Source organism: Tenacibaculum sp. MAR_2009_124, from assembly GCF_900105455.1.
Taxonomy (GTDB): domain Bacteria; phylum Bacteroidota; class Bacteroidia; order Flavobacteriales; family Flavobacteriaceae; genus Polaribacter.
This window is the reverse complement of record NZ_FNSF01000001.1, coordinates 1403576-1424772: the sequence shown is the minus strand read 5'-3', so window position 1 is coordinate 1424772 and position 21197 is coordinate 1403576. Positions and strand designations below refer to the sequence as shown.

Annotated in this window: 13 protein-coding genes; 5 read left to right on the top strand and 8 right to left on the bottom strand. The window is 31.7% G+C overall.

Translation table 11 applies throughout. The features are described from left to right. Nucleotides 1–69: 69 nt before the first annotated feature. The 5 genes from BLW23_RS05305 to BLW23_RS05285 form a co-directional block, all read right to left on the bottom strand. Entirely contained in the window at nt 70–2646 is a 2577-nt protein-coding gene (locus BLW23_RS05305; RefSeq protein WP_093668176.1) for a DUF6923 family protein, read from the bottom strand. A 487-nt stretch (nt 2647–3133) separates the two neighbouring features. Beyond that, nucleotides 3134–3661, bottom strand: a complete 528-nt coding sequence (locus tag BLW23_RS05300) for a DUF1572 family protein (protein WP_093668175.1) — start codon at nt 3659–3661, stop codon at nt 3134–3136. A gap of 63 nt (nt 3662–3724) precedes the next feature. After that, nucleotides 3725–4996, bottom strand: coding sequence for an adenylosuccinate synthase (locus BLW23_RS05295; RefSeq protein WP_093668174.1), 1272 nt, complete (start codon nt 4994–4996; stop codon nt 3725–3727). Nucleotides 4997–5032: 36 nt separating this feature from the next. After that, nucleotides 5033–5485, bottom strand: coding sequence for a Fur family transcriptional regulator (locus BLW23_RS05290; protein ID WP_093668173.1), 453 nt, complete (start codon nt 5483–5485; stop codon nt 5033–5035). A gap of 73 nt (nt 5486–5558) precedes the next feature. Next, on the bottom strand, nt 5559–7775 hold the full coding sequence (locus BLW23_RS05285; protein WP_093668172.1) for a RelA/SpoT family protein: 2217 nt from the start codon (nt 7773–7775) through the stop codon (nt 5559–5561). 197 nt (nt 7776–7972) lie between these two features. Between BLW23_RS05285 and BLW23_RS05280 the strand changes: the two genes are divergently transcribed. Continuing rightward, nucleotides 7973–8854 (top strand): DMT family transporter, encoded by an 882-nt coding sequence (locus BLW23_RS05280; protein WP_093668171.1) that lies wholly within the window; start codon nt 7973–7975, stop codon nt 8852–8854. Between the two features lie 42 nt (nt 8855–8896). On the opposite strand, the gene BLW23_RS05275 is transcribed toward BLW23_RS05280, so the two are convergent. Further along, nucleotides 8897–11437, bottom strand: a complete 2541-nt coding sequence (locus BLW23_RS05275; RefSeq protein WP_093668170.1) for an endonuclease — start codon at nt 11435–11437, stop codon at nt 8897–8899. A gap of 181 nt (nt 11438–11618) precedes the next feature. On the opposite strand from BLW23_RS05275, the gene pheT reads away from it, so the two are divergent. From pheT to BLW23_RS05260, 3 genes are all read left to right on the top strand, one after another. Beyond that, the gene (gene pheT, locus BLW23_RS05270; protein WP_093668169.1) at nt 11619–14045 is read left to right on the top strand and encodes a phenylalanine--tRNA ligase subunit beta; all 2427 of its coding nucleotides are present in this window, start codon (nt 11619–11621) and stop codon (nt 14043–14045) included. A 70-nt stretch (nt 14046–14115) separates the two neighbouring features. Next, nucleotides 14116–15150: a quinone-dependent dihydroorotate dehydrogenase gene (locus BLW23_RS05265; RefSeq protein ID WP_093668168.1), complete on the top strand. Its 1035-nt coding sequence runs from the start codon at nt 14116–14118 to the stop codon at nt 15148–15150. A 3-nt stretch (nt 15151–15153) separates the two neighbouring features. Next, the gene (locus BLW23_RS05260; RefSeq protein ID WP_093668167.1) at nt 15154–15768 is read left to right on the top strand and encodes a LysE family translocator; all 615 of its coding nucleotides are present in this window, start codon (nt 15154–15156) and stop codon (nt 15766–15768) included. Nucleotides 15769–15916: 148 nt separating this feature from the next. On the opposite strand, the gene BLW23_RS05255 is transcribed toward BLW23_RS05260, so the two are convergent. Then, nucleotides 15917–16603, bottom strand: a complete 687-nt coding sequence (locus BLW23_RS05255; RefSeq protein ID WP_093668166.1) for a tetratricopeptide repeat protein — start codon at nt 16601–16603, stop codon at nt 15917–15919. A 230-nt stretch (nt 16604–16833) separates the two neighbouring features. Between BLW23_RS05255 and lon the strand changes: the two genes are divergently transcribed. After that, nucleotides 16834–19296 carry an endopeptidase La gene (lon, locus tag BLW23_RS05250; protein ID WP_093668165.1) on the top strand — a complete coding sequence of 821 codons (2463 nt, stop codon included), beginning with the start codon at nt 16834–16836 and terminating at the stop codon, nt 19294–19296. A gap of 153 nt (nt 19297–19449) precedes the next feature. On the opposite strand, the gene BLW23_RS05245 is transcribed toward lon, so the two are convergent. Next, nucleotides 19450–21072, bottom strand: a complete 1623-nt coding sequence (locus BLW23_RS05245; protein WP_093668164.1) for an ABC-F family ATP-binding cassette domain-containing protein — start codon at nt 21070–21072, stop codon at nt 19450–19452. Nucleotides 21073–21197 lie beyond the last annotated feature (125 nt).

Genomic DNA, 21197 nt, shown 5'->3' with positions numbered 1-21197 from the left:
TAATTAAATTATCAAAAGTTGGTAGCATTTAATTTATAGACGAATGGCTAACATTCATCGTTAAACGGTTTATTTAATCACTAGTTTTTCTTTAATTATACATCCGTTGAGAGTATTTACACTAATAAAGTAAATTCCAGATGATATGTTGTTTCTATGAATTTTGATTTCATTTTTACCTGTTGAAATAGTTATTTTTTGATTTTGAACCATTTGTCCTAATTGGTTATATATAACTAAATCAGCTTCAGATTGTGGAGAAATTCCATTAAAACTTAAGGTAGATGTTTTTGTCATTGGATTCGGATTGATGGCTATTCCATCAAAAACATCATATTCATCTACACTTAAAGCTGATTTTGATAATTTTATTTCACTTACAGAGATATTAACCTCTTGTCTTTCTCCTGTGCTAGAAGTTTTTGTGAATACTAGCATAGTTACATCATTGAATATTGGTTCACCACTATGCTCCGTGGAAAATTGATTTAAAGGGAGTGTGTATTGGTTGGTGTTTTCTTCTAATTGAATGTTTAAACTATATTGTTCTTCCCACACATCGATATTGTTTTTTATAAACCTTACTTGTAAAGTTCCACTTCCGCTAGCATTAAAAGATAATGTATTGTATTCTGAAATGTCTATAGGTTTAAATCTTGCTGTAAAAGCTTTATATATAGAGATGTATTCTTCAGTTTCGGCAACTAATTCAATGTTTCTTTCGATTGCCATTTCTTCAAATTCTGTTGCTACTTCATTTGGAGATACTAAGAAGCTTTCTATTTGTGTGCTACTTGCAGCGTCATCTATTCCCCAAGGACCATCTGACATAAACAAGTCATCAGGAGTATTGGTTCCATCACCAATTCTAAAACCAATATCGAAAAGATTTCCTGTTTCTAAGTGAATGTTTGATAGGTAGTTATTGTTTAAAGCTATGTTCGATGTAACATGTTCTATATTGCTTGTTTCTGTAGATCTATACCCAGCATTAAATTCAACTGAGTCAGTATTATTTGAATTTACAATAGTTAAGTCTAACTCACCATCTTTATAAGAACCACTTTTCACAAAAACAGTTGGGGGAGCAGAAAGGGCATAACTCGATATATTTTTTTGAGTTTCAAGAAGAACTAATATTTCTTCACATAATTTTACTAAATCATCTATAGAGTTTGACCAAATTTGGAAGTTGTAAAAATCAGATTCTTGACTGTATTTGTCTAAATTCCAGTGATTTTCTATTTCAAAAGTGTCTGCAATTTTAGCTGAAAAGCTTGCTACAAACTCTGTATTTCCATCGGAGTTTTTAATGATTGATCTTATAAAATTATGTTCATTGATTTCTACTGTTGATACTGATAAAAGTTCTGCTCCAAGTAATCTATCACATATGTATTTACTGTGTTCATATACTGAGTTTTCGGTTTTTAATGCAAGAATAGAGGCTATAGTCGAATTATCACGCAAATAATCCACAGAGAAAACTTCAGTTGCGTTGGTAATATTTAATAAATCTGTTGGTGTTGATTCAATCGTTTCGTCTTCATCAATTGTTGCTAATGGAATAAAATCTTCCAAACTAATAGTTTGATTTCTTTTACTTTTACCATAGCTATTCGTTTTTTTTAATCTTTTGGCCTTTGCTTTTTGAAAAGAGTAGTTAGTCTTTAATCTCTTAAAGTTTCTTTTACTAATTTGTTCTGCTAATCTATTATTACTTTCAAGTCCTCCTTCATTTCCTCCTGATGTTGAAGGATCGATAGTTGGACATGACTCAACACCAGAACATGATGGATCATCACAATCCACTAAACCATCTCCGTCGTCGTCCACACCATTAGAGCAGTCTTCCATTGGAACTGGAGCCGTAGGACACCTAGCGCCATCATTACTTGAACTAGAAGGTCCATATGCGAAAAGGTTTGATGTAATATTTCCTCCACTGGTTATATTGGTTACATCATAAATAATGTAAACCGTTCCTGTTTGGTTAGAAGAAACATAAAAGTTACCTACATTATCAAAATAAACGGCACCATAGGTATAATTGAAACCTGATAGAATAGGTACTTCGCCTAAACTATCAACATTACCAGTAGCTGAGTTTATTCGGTATAAAATGTTTGTTCCTTTTTCCACAGCATATATAAAATTATCTAAAGAATTAAAAGCCCAATCATGAATTGATAAACTTGTACTTAATGTGCCTGTTCCTAGAGAAGTTAAATAATTGGGAGAGGCTGGGTCTAAGTCTATAATATAATATGTATCACCTCCAGGCTTTAAGTAATAATGACCTGAAAGATTAATATCTCCAATATATCTATTGCTAGTGGGTAATTCATTAATGGTATAAACATCTGTTGAAAAATCATCTCCAATTCTCACAATTGATTTACTCGGAGTTGATAGAGATCCCCAAATGTAACCGTCGGCACTATTATAACCTGATGCATTAATTGATCCATCAGTGATGTCAACACCTACAAGGGTAGCATTACCTGATGCTAAATTAATACTGTATACATCATTGTATTGAAATAGATATGCATATTCTACACAGTTAAATGGCTGGCTCTGTGAATAAAAAGATGATGAAGTAAAGAAAAATATGGCTATGAATACGGGGAGATATTTATTCATGATACTGATTTTTAGACGTTTATGCTAAATTTATAAGATATGATCCCTTATTATTTTTTTATTTGTTTAATGTTTAGTTATTGTGGTTAAACGGTAGAAAAGAATAGATGAATAAATAGGGATTATGATTTATATCATATTATGATTAAAAGATTAATCTCAATTTTGCTTTAGAAAACAGAAAAAGACGGAGGCAAGTACAAATAATTTAGAGTCCGAGGAAAATGTATTGTATTACTGGAATCTTTATTTAGATAAAGAAAATTTACTACTTAAATGGGGTTTATAAATCAGAATTGAGATAGATTGTGGGGAGAAGTAATTTTTTTTGGCTAGAGGAGGTAATTAGTAATCTAAAACTAAATCTTTAAAATTAAGTAAATTTTAGAGAGATGTTAAAAGAAGCATATGAGAGATTTAAAGGTTAATGATTAAATCTCATAAACCTCAAAGAGTATACACTCTTTGGGGTTTTTAATTGTTTTAACTAGATGTTTTCTTTGAATTGTTGTTGAATAAACTCTTTAGATTTACCCTTTGGAATAGAAGCTGTTTGCCATTTATCATTTAAAATCATTTTACCTATATAGGCTATTTGCCCGATATGATAGGGGTAGTGGGCAATTTGTCTCGTAATTGTTTCAATAAGTTTTACTTCTTTATTTCGAATTTTAATAGGAGTATTGAAATTACTTTCATTCAAACTATCTAAGGCTTCAAATAAACATTGCCATCCTTTTTCCCATTCATTGATGAGCTCTTGTTTGCTAAAATGTTGTTTTTCAAATTCATTATCTCTATCTCGCCAAGATTTTTCACCATCGGAATTAAAAAAGTTTGTCCATCTCGATAGCATATTTTGGGACATGTGAATAATAATTGAAGCGATGCTATTACTCTCATCATTATACTGCCAGTGAAAATCTTCTTTTTCAAGTTGGCCAATAGTTTTATCAGCAACTTTTTTGTACGATTTAAATTGTGTCCTAATATTATCTAAATATTCTTGTATCATGGTTAGTTAGTTCGGTAGGGGCACTAAAAAAAGGAGCTCTAAAAAAAAGAACTCCTTGTAATATTATCTATTAATTGTTTGTTTTCTATCAGGTCCAACCGATACAATTTTGATTGGAACTTCGGTTTCTTTTTCAATGAATGAAATATAATCTAACAGATTTTTAGGTAGTTCGTCACTATCAGTCATTTTTGTTAAATCGGATTCCCATCCCTTAAACTCAGTGAAAACAGGTGTTACGTTTTCTGGTTCAATATTATAAGGTAAATGCGTAATTTCCTCGCCTTTGTATTTGTAAGAAGTACATACTTTTAAAGTATCAAAGCCAGAAAGAACATCACCTTTCATCATCATTAATTGTGTTACTCCATTTACCTGAACGGCGTATTTTAAAGCTACTAGATCTAACCATCCACATCTACGAGGGCGACCAGTAGTAGCACCAAATTCGTGCCCTATTTTAGCCATATTATCCCCATCTTGATCGAATAATTCTGTTGGGAAAGGTCCTGAACCTACACGTGTTGTATATGCTTTAAAAATACCGAAAACATCACCAATTCTATTAGGAGCAATACCTAATCCTGTACAAGCACCAGCAGCAGTTGTATTTGATGAAGTAACAAATGGATATGTTCCAAAATCAATGTCTAATAAAGAACCTTGAGCTCCTTCAGCTAAAATTGTTTTACCTTCTTTTATTGCTGAATTTAAAAACTCTTCGGAATCAATAAACTTTAAAGTTTTTAGTTTTTTTATACCCTCTATAAATTCTTTTTCTAATTCTTTTAAATCGAACTGAATATCAACATCGAAAAAGTCTAACATTTTTAAATGCTTTTCAGTTAAAGCATCATAACGCTCTTTCCAATCATTAAGTTCTAAATCTCCAACTCTCATACCATTTCTACCGGTCTTATCCATATATGTTGGACCTATACCTTTTAAAGTAGAACCAATTTTGGCTTTACCTTTAGAGGTTTCAGAAGCGGCATCAAGTAAACGATGTGTAGGAAGAATTAAGTGAGCTTTTCTTGAAATTAATAATTTCGAAGTATAATCAATACTATGTTGATCTAAATTTTCAAGCTCTTTTTTAAATATTACAGGGTCAATTACAACACCATTTCCCACTACATTTAATGCAGTTTTATGAAAAATTCCAGAAGGAATAGTGTGCAATACATGTTTGTAACCATCAAAAATTAAGGTATGACCCGCATTTGGACCTCCCTGAAAGCGTGCAATAATATCGTAGTTTGTTGTAAGTACATCTACAATTTTACCTTTTCCTTCGTCTCCCCATTGCAGACCAAGTAATAAATCTACTGCCATTTAGTTGTGTATTGTTAAATAAGTTATATGTTGTTGTTAATTTTGTTGCTTTTTCTTTGTTCCGTAGAAGTATAAAGAATGATTGTGAATATCGATATCAAAAACCTCTTCAATTGTTTTTTTAATTACCTGAATTCTAGGATCGCAAAACTCTTTTACTTCGCCAGAATCCGTTAAAATAACATGGTCATGATTTTTATCAAAATAGCTCTTCTCATATCGAGCCATAGATTGACCTTCAAATTGGTGTTTTCTTACCAATCCACAGTCTAATAATAAATCGATCGTATTGTACAAAGTGGCTCTACTTACTCGATAATTTTTGTTTTTCATTTTGATATATAATGATTCAATATCAAAATGCTCATCAGCATCATATATCTCTTGTAAAATAGCGTAGCGTTCAGGTGTCTTACGATGTTTATTCTCTTCTAAAAATGAAGTGAATACTTTTTTTACAATTTCTTGATTTTCTTCTGAGTTACTCATTCTTTTGGAATTTTACGAAAAGGCAAATTTACAGTTATTTATTTATATAATAGGCATGAAGTTAAAATGATATTTACAAAGTATTAACACGTTCTACATTCTGAACTCCATCAATGTTCTTTATTTTGTCTATTAACTTATTTACTTGTGATCTATTTTTAACTCCTAAAGTAAGGCTTCCTTCAAACACACCATCATCTCCAGCAATATTAATTCCGTAAATATATACATCAGTACTATTCGAAATAATTCGTGTAATATTGTTGGCTATTCCTCTTTTATCAATTCCAGAAAATTGTAGGGTTATTTTATATTCTTGTTGAGTAGAATCAATCCATTTGGCAGGCATAATCCTATAGGCATAGTTCGATTGTAAAGAAATAGCATTCGGACAATCATTTTTATGCACTTTAATTCCTTCATTAATGGTTACAAAGCCAAATACTTTATCTCCGGCAATTGGGCTACAGCATTTCGCGAGTGTATAATCGAGGGTTTGTTCATCTTTACCAAAAACAAGGGAGTCATAATTACTTGTTACTTCTTCCTTATCTGAAACGGATTTAGAAGGGGTACGTCTAAAAGTACTTTTAATAAAGCTCATAATTGCACCGCTACGCTGTGCAACAAATTCTTTTAATTTTGTATTATCAATGGCTCCATTACCAACACGATAAAAAAGGTCAAAACTTGTTTTTAAACCGAAATAACTGGCAATTTCATGTATTGTTTTTTCGTTGGTACCAATTTTTAGATGACGTAATTTTCTCATCAGAATAGCCTTACCTTCCTCAGCTATTTTCTTTTCTTCTGCTTTTAACGCCGATTTAATTTTAGTTCTTGCTCTGGCGGTTAATACAAAGTCTAACCATCTAATATTAGGTTTGTTATTTGGGGCTGTCAGTACTTCTACTTGATCTCCACTTTTTAGTTGATAACTTAAAGGAACCAGTTTTCCATTTACTTTAGCTCCTCTACATTTTAATCCAACATCTGTATGTACTGAAAAAGCAAAATCTAAAGCAGATGCTCCTTTTGGTAAAGATTTTAAATCACCTCGTGGAGTGAAAACATATATTTCTTTTGCGTAAAGATTTAACTTAAAGTCCTCAACGAAATCAACAGCATTCAAACTTTGATTTTCGAGTGTTTCTTTTAATCTGTTTAGCCAACCTTCTAAACCATTTTCACTAATTTTACCTTGCTTATATTTAAAATGGGCAGCATACCCTTTTTCAGCAATTTCATCCATTCTCTGAGAACGAATTTGCACTTCAACCCATTTTGATTCTGGGCCGATTACAGTAATGTGAAGAGCTTCATAACCGGTAGATTTAGGTTGTGAAATCCAATCTCGCAATCTCGCAGGGTTCGGTTTGAAAAAATCAGTAACAATTGAATAAATTTTCCAGGCATCGAATTTTTCATCCTTGGATGTAGGTTGATATATAATTCGAATAGCAAATTTGTCATACACTTCATCGAACGAAACATTTTGTTTACGCATCTTTCTCCTTATGGAAAAAATGGATTTAAAACGCCCTTTAACCTCGTATGAAAAATTCTCCTTATTTAAAGCAGTTTTCAACATATCGGTAAAGCTGTCAATATAACGTTGTTGCTCTTCTTTACTATCTTTAATTTTATTTAGAATGTCATTATATACATCAGGTTCGGTGTATTTTAAACCTAAATCTTCTAATTCTGTTTTTATGTTGTATAATCCAAGACGATGTGCCAATGGAGCATAAATATATAATGTTTCAGATGCAATTTTAACTTGTTTGTGAGGAGGCATTGCATCCATGGTTTGCATGTTATGCAACCTATCTGCAATTTTTATTAATATAACTCGAACATCATCATGCAAGGTCAAGAGCATTTTTCTGAAATTCTCTGCTTGAATGGAATAATCTTGTTCTTTTTTAAGATTAGATATTTTGGTTAAACCACTTACTATTCGTGCAATATTTTCACCAAAAAGTCTTTCTATATCTTCAACAGTATAATGCGTATCTTCCACAACATCATGTAAAAGGGCAGCGGCAATAGAAGTAGCTCCCAATCCAATTTCATAGGCAACAATTTTAGCTACAGCAATGGGGTGATAAATATAGGGTTCACCAGTTTTTCTTCGTTGCTTAGAATGTGCTTCAACTGATATTTCAAAAGCTTTACGAATCAGTTTTTTGTCATCTTCAGTAAGCATTTGATATGTCCCCTTCAATAGGTCTTTGTATCTGCTAGCAATTTCTTTATTTTCTTCTTCTATCGTTGCATTATAACTCATACACGTGTACTTTAATATTTCGGGGTTTTAAAAGTTAAAATAGTATAAAGAATTTTATTGAGCAAAAATAAAGTGAAAATGTTAATATGCGGGTTAATTAATAATATAAAAATAAAAAACGAGTCCTTAGATATCGTATTTTTTAATAAATCTTCATAGTTGGGGTAAAGACTAAAAATTATCTTCGAAATAAAAAAATGAAATTATCGGGGATATTCTTAGGAATTATAGGAGTAATACTATTTTCTACAAAGGCAGTTATGGTAAAGTTAGCATATCAATACAATGTTACTTCCATGCATTTACTATTGTTCAGAATGTTATTTTCACTACCTTTTTATTTGGGAATACTTTTTTATTTAATAAAGATAGAAAAGAAAAAACTTAATGTAAAAACCAAGGATTATTTATGGTTACTCTTTTTTGGTTTTATAGGCTATTATTTGGCTAGCTACTTTGATTTTTTAGGGCTACAATATATCAATGCAAGTCTTGAAAGAATTATACTTTTTGTGTATCCTACACTAGTACTGTTAATAAATAAACTGTTTTTAAAAAAGGAAATAACAAAAAGACAAATAGGCGCTATAGCGTTAACTTATTTTGGGGTAATTATAGCCTTTGGAAATAGAAATCAAGTAGTTGAATACGATGCTATTTTGGGAGGTGCTTTAGTTTTTTTGAGTGCCCTTACCTATGCATCTTATATTGTGGGAAGTGGTTGGCTAATACCGAAGTTTGGAGTTGTAATGTTTACTTCTTTCGCTATGGTTGTTTCAACTATTTGTGTATGTATTCACTACTTAATTTCGGATGGGAGTTCATTTACTATTTATCCTACAGAGGTATATTACTTAGGATTTGCAATGGCTATAATAGCAACATTAATACCTTCTTTTTTAGTTTCTTATGCTATTGAACTTATTGGTGCTTCTAATTTTTCAATTCTCGGAAGTATAGGCCCATTTTCAACAATTATTCTAGCGGTTATTTTTCTAGAAGAAGAGATTAATGTAAATCAGATTATTGGAGTGATAATTGTCGTATTAGGTATAAGAATCGTAACAAAAAAGGGATGACCATTTCAATCATCCCTTTCGTATATTATAGCGTAACTGATATTATTTCTTTACTACTTTTTTAAGAATAGTTTGTGATCCATTTTTAATTTGAATAAGATAAACGCCGCTGTTTAAATTTGAAATATCAATGTTTTTATTACCTGTATTCCCAGATTTAATAACTTGTCCATTTTGATTGATTAGTTTAAATGTTGAATTTAAATCACCTTCCGTTTTAATAGAAAAAGTATTCATAACAGGGTTTGGATAAACGACATCCTGAAGTAAAGAGTTCTCAGAATAATTTTTGTTTTTAATGGTTCTATTTCTAGAGTTTGAGCTACCGATCATAACGGAATAATCTTCAACTTCTCCATAAGAAAAGCTTTCACAAGAAGTCTGAGCACTATCCCATTTCATTGAAACACGCATTCTCGTTTGCCCTTGTGGAACGGAACTGGCAATATTGATTGTATAATTTAAATTACTAGAACTTGTAGAAGAATCGCTTACAACTTCTTCTGAAGCTTCGAATGTTCCATTTCTATTAAAATCAATCCATACCTTCCAAAATTCCAAATACGAAGAACCGGAAAAACCGGCACTTAATATTATTGAATTGTTTCCATAACTAAGGTAGCCTACGGAAGAGGTATAATCTTTATATCCATTATCATCACCAGAACTATTGGAAACACCTCCGAAGGAAACATAATCGATGTATTCGTAACTAGAATTATTTCCTTTTGAATTACAATAGGTAATTGCATTTGAAAGTGTTTTTATCGATTCTGTATTACTATTTCCTGAAATATTATTTGCGGCATCTTTCGCTTTAACGTAAAAACTATAAGTTGTAGACGGGGAAAGTCCGGAAACAGTGAAAGTCGTACCACTTATAGTAGTTATTTTGGCCCCATTCCTATAAACATCATAACCTACCACTCCAATGTTATCAGAAGCGCTAGACCAACTAATTGTAACTGAGTTTTGAGTGATATTACTACTTGTAAGATTTGATGGAGTAGAAGGTGCTTGTACATCAGAACTTCCTCCATCGATAGAATGATTACCTAGATTGGAAAAGGTGTTTTTAGGAAGTGAATTCCACTCCGAAACTATATAATTTGAATTGGGAGAAGTCGTATTCGTTTTTCTTTGTAATGTTTTATCCTTACCAAAGTTAGCAGAGCTATTAGGATCACCAACTAAGTCAATTAGAACATTGTTTTTAAATAATCCAACGGCGTCATTACCATTAAAGGAAAGAACATTAGAATTGGTTTTTTGAGCGTTGTTTTTTATTGAAGTTGATGCACTCGAATGGGCAATAACGTAGGTTTTTCCATTTAGTAATGAACCATTTAATGCTAGAGTATTTGACCATCCACCACCATTAGATGCTTTTTTTAAAGAATAACTAGAAAGGTTGAGTGTATTTCCTGTAAAATTTGCTAATTCAATAGCTTTGTTGTAAGAAGAGCCTTCAATATATTCGGAAATTAGGAGTTCTGATGCGACCCCAGAAGAAGATCCAGATGTTGTTGCCGAAATGGTTGAACTTGCTGGAGAAATATTTCCTGCTGCATCTTTAGCTTTTATGTAAAAGGAATAAGTTGTTGAAGAAGATAGCGCTGAAATAGTATAACTCGTAGAAGTAGTTGATGTGATTTTGGTACTGTTTTGATAAATATCATATCCCGTAACTGCAACATTATCTGAAGAAGCTCTCCAAGCCAGTGATAAAGATGTTTGTGTAATATTAGAAACCGTTAAGTTTGCAGGGGCAGTTGGCGCTTGGGTGTCGCTACTTCCGTTTCCGAATACATCTTCTGCTTGTGGACCTCCCCATATTTTCGTAGCGAAAGCTGGGTTGTCAATAAAAGGATTTCTATTTCCTTGTAGGTTCTCAATTATTGGGTTTCGTTGTTTTTCAAAGTTCGATACAGGATCATCGGCGTTCCATTGTAATAGTAATGTTACCATATTACTATCAGATGAAGGAGAACTCCCAACGGCAACGTTTTTGGGTAAACATTGACTTCCGTAACGTAAGTACATATATAACATCATTCTGGCTACGTCACCTTTCCATTCGTCACCAGGATACCACCCTGCTGAAACAACTCCAGAAGTCCCTGATCCTTGAGCAAACTTCTTACTTCCACGAGAAGAATTATAAGAAATATCACAAGGCCTTAAATGATGCACATCAGATCCTGGTCCTGAAGTTCCTAAATTTGGATTTCCTAGTGACTTTGGATAAACATGTTCTCTGTTCCATTGAGTTCCTGCACTACCTCCATTAGCATTTTTACTTCTGGTTCTATCCGTACGATAATTACCATCAGTATCGCTGTATCCATAAATAAGTAAAACCTTACTATTATTTATTGGGTCTAGATCGGTTTGTTTTAATGTGTTCCATACGCCAGGTGTATAAGAAAGGTTGGTATGATGTGTACTAATAATTTTGGTGGCTAGCTCATTTTTTAGAGAGCTTCCAGTGAGATTGATATTTACATTATTGTAATACGTCGGTATTTGAGAAAAACATACAAACGATGTAAGAAATAAAATGAAGGGTATAATTGATTTCATAAGATATTATTAGTTAATGGTTTCTACAAAATTAGTGTAATTGTTTGATTTTTAACATTATTAGACTGTTTGATTAATGTTAATGATGTATTAATAAGATCTTCTGTAGGAATGATAATGAACAGTTAAGGTTTTTTCATTAATTTATGTAAATTTGCCAATTAAATTAGATTCTTAAAAGATGAAGATATCATATAATTGGTTAAAGCAATTTTTACAAGTTCAATTGGAAGTAGAAAAGACAGGGGAGTTACTTACTGACTTAGGACTTGAGGTAGAGGGAATTCAAAAAGTTGAAAGTATAAAAGGAAGTTTAGAAGGTGTTGTAGTTGGAGAAGTTTTGACATGTGAGAAGCATCCGAATGCTGATAAATTGAAGGTTACTACTGTAAATTTAGGAGGTGAAGCACCTGTGAAAATTGTGTGTGGAGCTCCCAATGTAGATGCTGGTCAGAAGGTACCAGTGGCAACGATTGGAACGAAATTATATGATGAAAAAGGGGAAGAATTTAAAATTAAAAAAGGAAAGATAAGAGGAGAGGAGAGTCATGGAATGATTTGTGCCGAGGATGAGCTTGGACTAGGAAAAGGACATGACGGTATTATGGTACTAGATGAGAGTCTTGAGCCAGGAACTCCATGTGCTAAAGTATTCAATATTGAAATTGACCATGTATTTGAAATAGGCTTAACTCCAAATCGTGCTGATGCAATGAGTCATTATGGTGTTGCAAGAGATTTAAGAGCTGGTTTAATTCAACAAGGAACAAATTTAGAGTTAATATCTCCGTCGGTATCCGATTTTCATGTGGACGAAAGAGTCCTAAAAATAGATATTGAAGTATCAGATAAGGATTTAATTCCTAGATACGAAGGGATAACTATTACTGACATAGAAATTAAAGATTCACCAGAATGGATCCAAAATAGATTAAAGGCAATTGGTATTACACCAAAAAACAATGTAGTTGATATAACCAATTATGTATTGCATGAGTTAGGGCAACCATTGCATGCTTTTGATGCCTCAAAAATAAAAGGAAATAAAGTTGTTGTGAAAACCTTGGAAGAGGGAACTAAATTCACAACATTAGATGATGTAGAAAGAGAACTATCTTCTGAAGATATAATGATTTGTGACGTTGATGATAATCCTTTATGTATTGCTGGAGTTTTAGGTGGTACCGAATCTGGAGTATCTGAAAGAACGACATCAATATTTTTAGAAAGTGCTTATTTTAATCCAGTTTCTATTCGTAAAACGGCAAAACGTCATGGCTTAAACACGGATGCTTCTTTTAGATTTGAAAGAGGAATTGATATTAATATGACCAAGTATGCCTTAAAACGTGCGGCGCTTTTAATTGAAGAGTACGCTGGAGGTAAATTGTCGTCTGATGTTCTTGATTTTTATCCTGAAAAAGTAGAAGATTTCCAAGTGTTTTTGTCATTTGAAAATGCTTATAGAATAATAGGTCAAGAAATACCTAAAGAAACTATTAAAAATATTTTAGCTTCATTAGATATTAAGATAAATAGCGCAACTGAAGCAGGACTTGGATTAACAATACCTTCTTACAGAGTTGATGTTCAGAGAGAAGCTGATATTATTGAAGAAATTTTAAGAGTTTATGGTTATAACAATATCGAGTTTTCGCATAAATTAAATACATCTATTTCTTTTGACAAGAATAACAATGTGAAAATTGAAAATATTGTTGCTAACTACTTAACTTCATTGAGTTTTAATGAAACAATGGCTAATTCTCTTACAAAACCAGAATACGTTGAGCTTTCTGAGAATATAAATGAGGATAACAATGTTGAAATGCTCAATCCATTAAGTAATGATTTAAAGGTAATGAGACAATCGTTGCTATTTAGTGGTTTAGAAAGTGTTAGTTATAATTTAAATAGAAAACAAAATTCATTAAAGTTTTTCGAATTTGGTAAAACATATCATAATTATGAAAAAGGTTACCAAGAAGATAAACATTTGACACTTTTTGTTACTGGAAATAGAATAAAAGAGAGTTGGAAAGTGAGTTCAGAAGTATCAGATTTCTTCTATTTGAAAGGTGTTGTTACTTCTCTATTGTCAAGGTTAGGGATAAACTCGTTAAAAACGTCTCCTATTAAATCAGATGTATTTTCTGAAGGGATTGTGTTGAGTTTAGGTAAAATTAAACTAGTAGAGTTAGGAGTTGTAAAGAGAAATATTTTGAAAAATTTTTCTATTAAACAAGAAGTTTTATTTACGGACTTTAATTGGGAGAATGTTTTAAAGGTTATTAGCTCAAAAAACACGAAAGTAAGTGATCTACCAAAGTTTCCTTCAGTAAAAAGAGATTTAGCTTTATTGATTGATAATAAGGTTGAGTTTAAAGAAGTTTATAATTTAGCTTTCCAATCTGAGCGAAAACTATTAAAAGATGTTGATCTTTTTGATGTATATGAAGGTGAAAAACTACCAGAAGGTAAAAAATCATATGCAGTGAGTTTTATTCTTCAAGATGAAAATAAAACATTGCAGGATAAACAGATAGATAAAATAATGCAAAAGCTGCAGCAATCTTTTGAAAAGAATTTAGATGCTGAATTAAGATAACATGAAAAACTCCATAATTGGAGTTTTTTTGTATGTAAAATTTATAATTTGACAAACCGATATAATCTCTATGTATAAAATATTAATACGTCCAATATTTTTCCTTTTCGATCCAGAAAAGATTCATCACTTTACGTTTTCATTAGTGAAAGTATTATCTAAAATTCCATTAATTTCTCTGTTGTTTCGAGGAATATACATGGTAAAGGATAAAAGGTTAGAGCGTAAATTATTTGGACTAACTTTTCAGAACCCTGTGGGGTTGGCAGCTGGGTTTGATAAAAATGCTGTTCTATATAATGAATTGGCAGATTTTGGATTTGGTTTTGTTGAAATCGGTACAGTGACTCCAGTAGGACAGGAAGGAAATCCTAAAAAGAGATTATTTAGATTAAAAGACGATCGCGGTATTATAAACAGAATGGGCTTTAATAATGAAGGACTTAAAGCTGCTGTTGAACAGTTAAAAAAGAATAAAGGTAAGGTAATTATTGGAGGGAATATAGGAAAAAACACTAGTACCAAACCAGAGAATTATACTGAAGATTATTTAGCTTGTTTTAAGGGGCTACATCCTTATGTTGATTATTTTGTACTGAATGTAAGTTGCCCGAATGTTAGTAGTCATGCAAAACTTGAAGATGTTGGATATCTAAAGGAGTTAATTTCTGAAGTAAAGGTATTAAATGAGAAGGAAACTGTTCAGAAGCCAATTTTATTAAAAATTGCTCCAGACTTAAACAATGGACAATTGGATGAAATAATAGAACTTATCTCAGAAACCAAAATTGATGGTGTAATTGCTTCAAATACTTCAATGAATCGTGATGGATTAAAGGAATCGGAAGATAGTTTAAAAGCAATTGGAAATGGTGGTTTAAGCGGACAACCAATAAAAGACAGAAGTACTAAGGTAATTCAATATTTATCAGATAATTCTAAAAAATCTTTTCCGATAATAGGAGTAGGAGGTATTCATTCTGCGGAAGATGCTTTGGCCAAAATTGATGCTGGTGCAGATCTTGTACAGATTTATACTGGTTTTATATATGAAGGACCAAGTCTTGTAAAGAAAATAAATAAAGCAATTTTATCGAGAAATTAATTTATGATAGAAACGTTAATTTCTTTTGTTTTTGCCACTGTCACATTGGCGGTTTCTCCAGGGCCAGATAATATTTTCGTACTGACTCAAAGTATTGTTAATGGAAGAAAATACGGACTAGCTACAGTGGCGGGGTTAATGACAGGATGCATTATTCATACGACTTTAGTGGCTTTTGGGGTCTCTGAGGTGATTAAAAGAAATGAAAGTCTATTTTTTATTATAAAACTTTTTGGAGCAGCGTATTTACTTTATCTCGCTTATAAAGTTTATAAGAGCGATGCTAAAATTGTTTTTTCAACAGATAATATTGATCATAAAAGTACAACAGAATTGTTTAAAACGGGGTTTTGGATGAATGTCTTAAACCCTAAAGTAACCATTTTCTTTTTAGCTTTTTTTCCTCAGTTTTTATTCTCGGATGAAATATCTACTGTAATTCAATTTTATGTGTTGGGAGGTTTATTTATTGTAACATCCTTTTTAATTTTTGGAGGTATTGCTCTTTTGGCAGGATCCATATCAAATTACTTGAAGCAAAATGCAAAAGTTGGTGTTTATCTTAAGTGGACGCAAATAATTGTTTTTGTTTCCATTGCAGCATTGATTATGCTATAGTCACTTTTTTCGTTTAAGTAAATTAATTCTCAATGTGAATGCTAAGATGATGGAAGGAGCTTTAATAATAGATTCCTCCTTTTCCTTTGAGCTAAATCTTCAATCGGTTTCATAAAACGAATGTAGGTTCAAAAAATGTTTTACAACATTACTCTTTACTCTTGTTCGTTAACTTGTTCAACTTTTCTTTAGAGCCTCGGTTTTCTGAGTTTATAGTTAGTGCAAGTTTGAAATTATCAATAGCATTTAGGGTATCGTTATTTTTTAGATAAGCATCACCTAAACTATCGAAGGCGTTTGAACTATTTGGGTATAAAACCGTATTGATTTTAAAAACATTTATAGCTTTAATAACTTCGTTATCTCTCAAATAAGCATATCCCAGTTTATTTAAGGTACGTTGTCTAATTATTCTACTTAAACTATCATTTTTCTGTATTGCTAAGTAACCCTGTAAGGCTTTTTCATAGTTATTATCATTTAAGTATTCTTTTGGAGTTTTTTCTCCATCTTTTAGTTTTTCAAAAATGTATTGTTTATCATGATGCTCTCTTTTAGGAGCGAGTTGAATTTGATTTTTAGATAGGTTAAAAATCAATTTTTCGTTCATTTCTCTTACATAAAAACTGCTGTCATTTACTTTTAAAGGAGTTAATTCTTTATTTCTCCATTTAACAAAGAGTATCTTTTCTTTAAAATATACTTCAATCGCTTCATCAGCGTTAAAAAAATAGCGTCCAGAGCTGGTATTTATAAATTCATCAGAATTTTTATTTGATTTACAACTCGATAATAAAGGAATTAAAAAAAGTAAAGTTAATAGCGATCTTAACATAGTTTTGGTGTTGAAAAGTAAAAGATATATAAACAAGACGTATTTTTGTGAAAATAGTTACAAAAAATTCAAAGTATCAGAATATACTTGGCATAAGAATTGAAATACAATATTCATAAACTATTAATGGTTAATTGTAATTGATTGATAGTTAGTGTTTTTAGAATGAAAATAAGGGCTCCGTATGAATTTGCTAAGCATATGAGTGCCAACATGACAGAAAAAAATATATGAGTAAATCAAAAATAATACATTTAGACAACTTGTCGCTTCAAGATGTTTTTAACGAAAATTCTGAACTAATTCCTTTATTGACTGCGGAAGATGAAGAGAGCATGAATAATGAGGAAATTCCTGAAGAATTACCAATATTACCATTACGAAATACTGTGTTATTTCCAGGAGTTGTAATTCCAATTACAGCGGGTAGAGATAAATCTATCCAGTTAATTAAAGATGCTAACAAAGGAGATAAAGTAGTAGGAGTAGTTGCTCAAAAGAATAGTGAAGTAGAAGATCCATCTATTGATGATATTTATACAACAGGAGTTGTTGCTCAAATTCTAAGAGTATTAAAAATGCCTGATGGTAATACGACAGTAATTATTCAAGGTAAAAAGAGATTTGAAATTGATGAAGTAATTCAAGAAGAACCTTATTTAAAAGCTAAAGTAAAAGAGGCTTTAGATGAGCGTGAGATTGATGATGTAAAGGAATTTGATGCAATTATAGATTCAATTAAAGAGCTATCTTTAGAAGTAATAAAGGAAAACCCGATGTTACCGTCAGAAGCTTCTTTTGCTATAAAAAATATTCAGTCTAATTCTTTTTTGGTGAATTTTATTTCATCAAATATGGAGTTGAGTGTATCTCAAAAGCAAGTACTTTTAGAAAAAGATAACCTTAAGGAAAGAGCGTTGTTAACACTGAAGAACTTGGATAAAGAACTTCAAAAGTTAAGACTTCGAAATGATATTCAATCAAAGACTCGTTCGGATTTAGATCAACAGCAAAGAGAATATTATTTAAACCAACAGCTTAAGACAATTCAAGATGAATTAGGAGGTGTTTCTCATGATCAAGAATTAGAGGAGATGCTTTCTAAATCTAAAAAGAAGAAATGGAATAAAGAAGTTGGTGAAGCATTTGAAAAAGAATTGCATCGTTTGAGAAGAATGAATCCTCAAATGGCTGAGTATGGTGTGCAAAGGAATTATTTGGAGTTAATGCTTGAATTGCCTTGGGGTGAATATTCTGAAGATAAATTCAACTTAAAAAAGGCTCAAAATATTCTTGATAGAGATCATTTTGGCTTGGAAAAAGTGAAGGAACGTATTATTGAGCATTTAGCGGTGTTGAAGTTACGTGGCGATATGAAGTCACCAATTATATGTTTATACGGTCCTCCAGGTGTTGGAAAAACATCATTAGGGAAGTCTGTAGCCGAAGCTTTAGGGAGAAAATATGTAAGAATGTCTTTAGGTGGATTAAGAGATGAGGCGGAAATTCGCGGTCATAGAAAAACCTATATTGGTGCAATGCCTGGACGTTTGATTCAAAATATTAAGAAAGCTGGAACATCAAATCCAGTATTTGTTTTGGACGAAATAGATAAATTAAGTCAAAGCCATCAAGGAGATCCTTCTTCAGCAATGCTTGAAGTTTTAGATCCAGAGCAAAATACTGAGTTTTACGACAATTACTTAGAGGTTGGATATGATTTATCGAAAGTGCTGTTTATTGCTACTGCAAACAACTTACAACAAATTCCATGGGCATTAAGAGACCGTATGGAAATTATAAATGTTACAGGATATACGATTGAGGAGAAAGTTGAGATTGCGAAAAAATACTTACTTCCAAAACAACTTACTGAACACGGACTAACTGAAAAACATTTAAAGATAGGGAAGTCTCAAATTGAAAAAATAGTTGAAGGTTATACACGTGAGTCTGGAGTTCGTACTTTGGAGAAGCAAGTGGCGAAGGTAGTTCGTTATGCAGCCAAATCTATTGCGATGGAAGAGGAGTATGATGTTACCTTATCAAGTGAAGATATTGAAAGTATTTTAGGACCAGCTCGTTTAGAAAGAGATAAATATGAAAATAACGACACGGCGGGTGTTGTAACTGGATTAGCTTGGACGAGTGTTGGTGGAGATATTCTTTTTATAGAGTCTATTTTATCGAAAGGAAAAGGGAATCTTTCTATCACTGGGAATTTAGGAACAGTAATGAAGGAATCTTCAACGATAGCAATGAAATATATCAAAGCCAATGCAGATGAGTTTGGAATTAACTCTAAAGTGTTTGATAAGTATGATGTTCATATTCATGTACCTGAAGGAGCAACTCCAAAAGATGGACCTAGTGCTGGAATTACAATGTTAACGTCTTTAGTATCGTTATTTACTCAGAGAAAGGTAAAGAATAAAATAGCTATGACAGGTGAAATAACATTGCGTGGAAAAGTATTACCAGTAGGAGGTATTAAAGAGAAAATTTTAGCGGCAAAGAGAGCCAATATTAAAGAGATAATTTTGTGTGAGGAGAATAAAAAGGATATTGAAGAGATTAAGCAAAGTTATTTGAAAGGATTAAAATTTCATTATGTAACGGAGATGAGTGACGTTATTGAAGCAGCACTTACAAAGCAAAAAGTGAAGAATGCTAAAAAGCTTCTAACAGAATAATAACGGTTATGATTTAATAGTACGAAATAAAAGTAGGTGTTTTTTGTATAAACCGAAAAGATCAATTTTTACGACGTACTATTAATTTATTGATTATAAAGTAAAAAAGGTAGCAATATTGCTACCTTTTTTACTTTATGTTTGATCTTTTTATTAAGAATACATTTTTTCTCTTAACTCTTTTATTTTAGGATCAGCTAAATACTCATCAAAACTTGAATACTTATCAATAATTCCTTTAGGTGTAATTTCAATAATTCTATTGGCAACTGTTTGTGCAAACTCGTGATCATGAGTAGTAAATAAAACAGTACCTTTAAAATTGATTAAAGAATTATTCAAAGATTGTATTGATTCAAGGTCTAAGTGATTGGTAGGCTCATCTAGCAATAGGATGTTTGCTCTAGTCATCATCATTCTTGATAACATACAACGAACTTTTTCACCTCCAGATAAGACATTACTTTTCTTAAGAGCTTCTTCTCCTGAAAAAATCATTTTACCTAAAAAACCTCTTAAGAATACTTCCTCTCGTTCTTCTTCTGTTTTTGCATATTGACGTAACCAGTCTACTAAATTTAATTCTCCATTTTGGAAAAACTCAGAGTTATCAGAAGGAAGGTATGATTGTGTTGTGGTAACACCCCAATTATATTTACCTTCATCGGCTTTCACATTATCTGAAATAATTTGATAGAATGCTGTAGTTGCTTTTGAGTTTTTTGAAATAATAGCAACCTTATCTCCTTTGTTTAAATTAATGTCAACATTTGAGAATAAAACATCGTTATCAGCATCAGTCTTTGATAAACCTTCAATATTTAAAATTTGATCACCAGCTTCACGATCTCTTTCAAAAATGATCGCAGGGTATCGTCTACTTGAAGGTTTAATCTCATCAACATTTAACTTTTCGATCATTTTTTTACGAGAAGTCGCTTGTTTCGATTTGGCTACGTTTGCAGAGAACCTTCTAATAAATTCTTCTAGTTCCTTTTTCTTGTCTTCTGCTTTCTTATTTTGTTGTGCTCTTTGTTTCGCTGCTAATTGACTTGACTCATACCAAAAAGTATAATTTCCAGAATAATTATTTATTTTTCCATAATCAATATCCGAAATATGAGTACAAACTGCATCTAAAAAGTGACGGTCATGGGATACAACAATAACGGTATTATCATAATTAGCAAGAAAATTCTCTAACCAAGATATTGTTTCAAAATCAAGATCATTTGTAGGCTCATCCATAATAAGCACATCAGGATTTCCAAATAACGCTTGGGCTAATAAAACACGAACTTTCTGCTTACCATCTAAATCTTTCACTAAAGAATAGTGATGATCTTCCTTAATACCTAAGTTCGATAAAAGTGCAGCAGCTTCTGAATCGGCATTCCATCCATTCATTTCTTCGAAAATTACCTGAAGTTCTCCAATTTTTTCAGCATTTTCATCTGTATAATCGGCATATAAGGCATCAATTTCCTTTTTAATTTTAAACAATTCTTTATTTCCCATTACAACGGTTTCCAATACAGGAATTTCGTCAAAAGCATAATGGTTTTGAGAAAGAACTGACATTCTTTTTGTCGGTTCTAAGTGTACCTGTCCAGAAGTTGGGTCTATTTCTCCAGATAAAATTTTCAAAAACGTCGACTTCCCCGCACCGTTAGCCCCAATAATTCCGTAGCAATTTCCTAAAGTAAACTTAGTGTTTACTTCATCAAATAATATACGCTTACCAAACTGAACTGATAAATTAGAAACTGATAACATTTATAAACTTTTAAAATTCCGAGCAAAAGTAAAAAATATCTAGTCCATAAAATAATTTGAACCGAAATATTTGTAATGGTAACTTTAGTACTTTCTTATCGTCTTTTTAACAACGAATTAACAAG

What these genes read in the sequence shown, in the direction of transcription:
- BLW23_RS05300 (WP_093668175.1), bottom strand. Translation starts at nt 3,661, where the DNA reads ATGATACAAGAATATTTAGATAATATTAGGACACAATTTAAATCGTAC.
- BLW23_RS05305 (WP_093668176.1), bottom strand. Translation starts at nt 2,646, where the DNA reads ATGAATAAATATCTCCCCGTATTCATAGCCATATTTTTCTTTACTTCA.
- BLW23_RS05255 (WP_093668166.1), bottom strand. Translation starts at nt 16,603, where the DNA reads ATGTTAAGATCGCTATTAACTTTACTTTTTTTAATTCCTTTATTATCG.
- BLW23_RS05280 (WP_093668171.1), top strand. Translation starts at nt 7,973, where the DNA reads ATGAAATTATCGGGGATATTCTTAGGAATTATAGGAGTAATACTATTT.
- BLW23_RS05290 (WP_093668173.1), bottom strand. Translation starts at nt 5,485, where the DNA reads ATGAGTAACTCAGAAGAAAATCAAGAAATTGTAAAAAAAGTATTCACT.
- BLW23_RS05295 (WP_093668174.1), bottom strand. Translation starts at nt 4,996, where the DNA reads ATGGCAGTAGATTTATTACTTGGTCTGCAATGGGGAGACGAAGGAAAA.
- pheT (WP_093668169.1), top strand. Translation starts at nt 11,619, where the DNA reads ATGAAGATATCATATAATTGGTTAAAGCAATTTTTACAAGTTCAATTG.
- BLW23_RS05265 (WP_093668168.1), top strand. Translation starts at nt 14,116, where the DNA reads ATGTATAAAATATTAATACGTCCAATATTTTTCCTTTTCGATCCAGAA.
- BLW23_RS05245 (WP_093668164.1), bottom strand. Translation starts at nt 21,072, where the DNA reads ATGTTATCAGTTTCTAATTTATCAGTTCAGTTTGGTAAGCGTATATTA.
- BLW23_RS05260 (WP_093668167.1), top strand. Translation starts at nt 15,154, where the DNA reads ATGATAGAAACGTTAATTTCTTTTGTTTTTGCCACTGTCACATTGGCG.
- BLW23_RS05285 (WP_093668172.1), bottom strand. Translation starts at nt 7,775, where the DNA reads ATGAGTTATAATGCAACGATAGAAGAAGAAAATAAAGAAATTGCTAGC.
- lon (WP_093668165.1), top strand. Translation starts at nt 16,834, where the DNA reads ATGAGTAAATCAAAAATAATACATTTAGACAACTTGTCGCTTCAAGAT.
- BLW23_RS05275 (WP_093668170.1), bottom strand. Translation starts at nt 11,437, where the DNA reads ATGAAATCAATTATACCCTTCATTTTATTTCTTACATCGTTTGTATGT.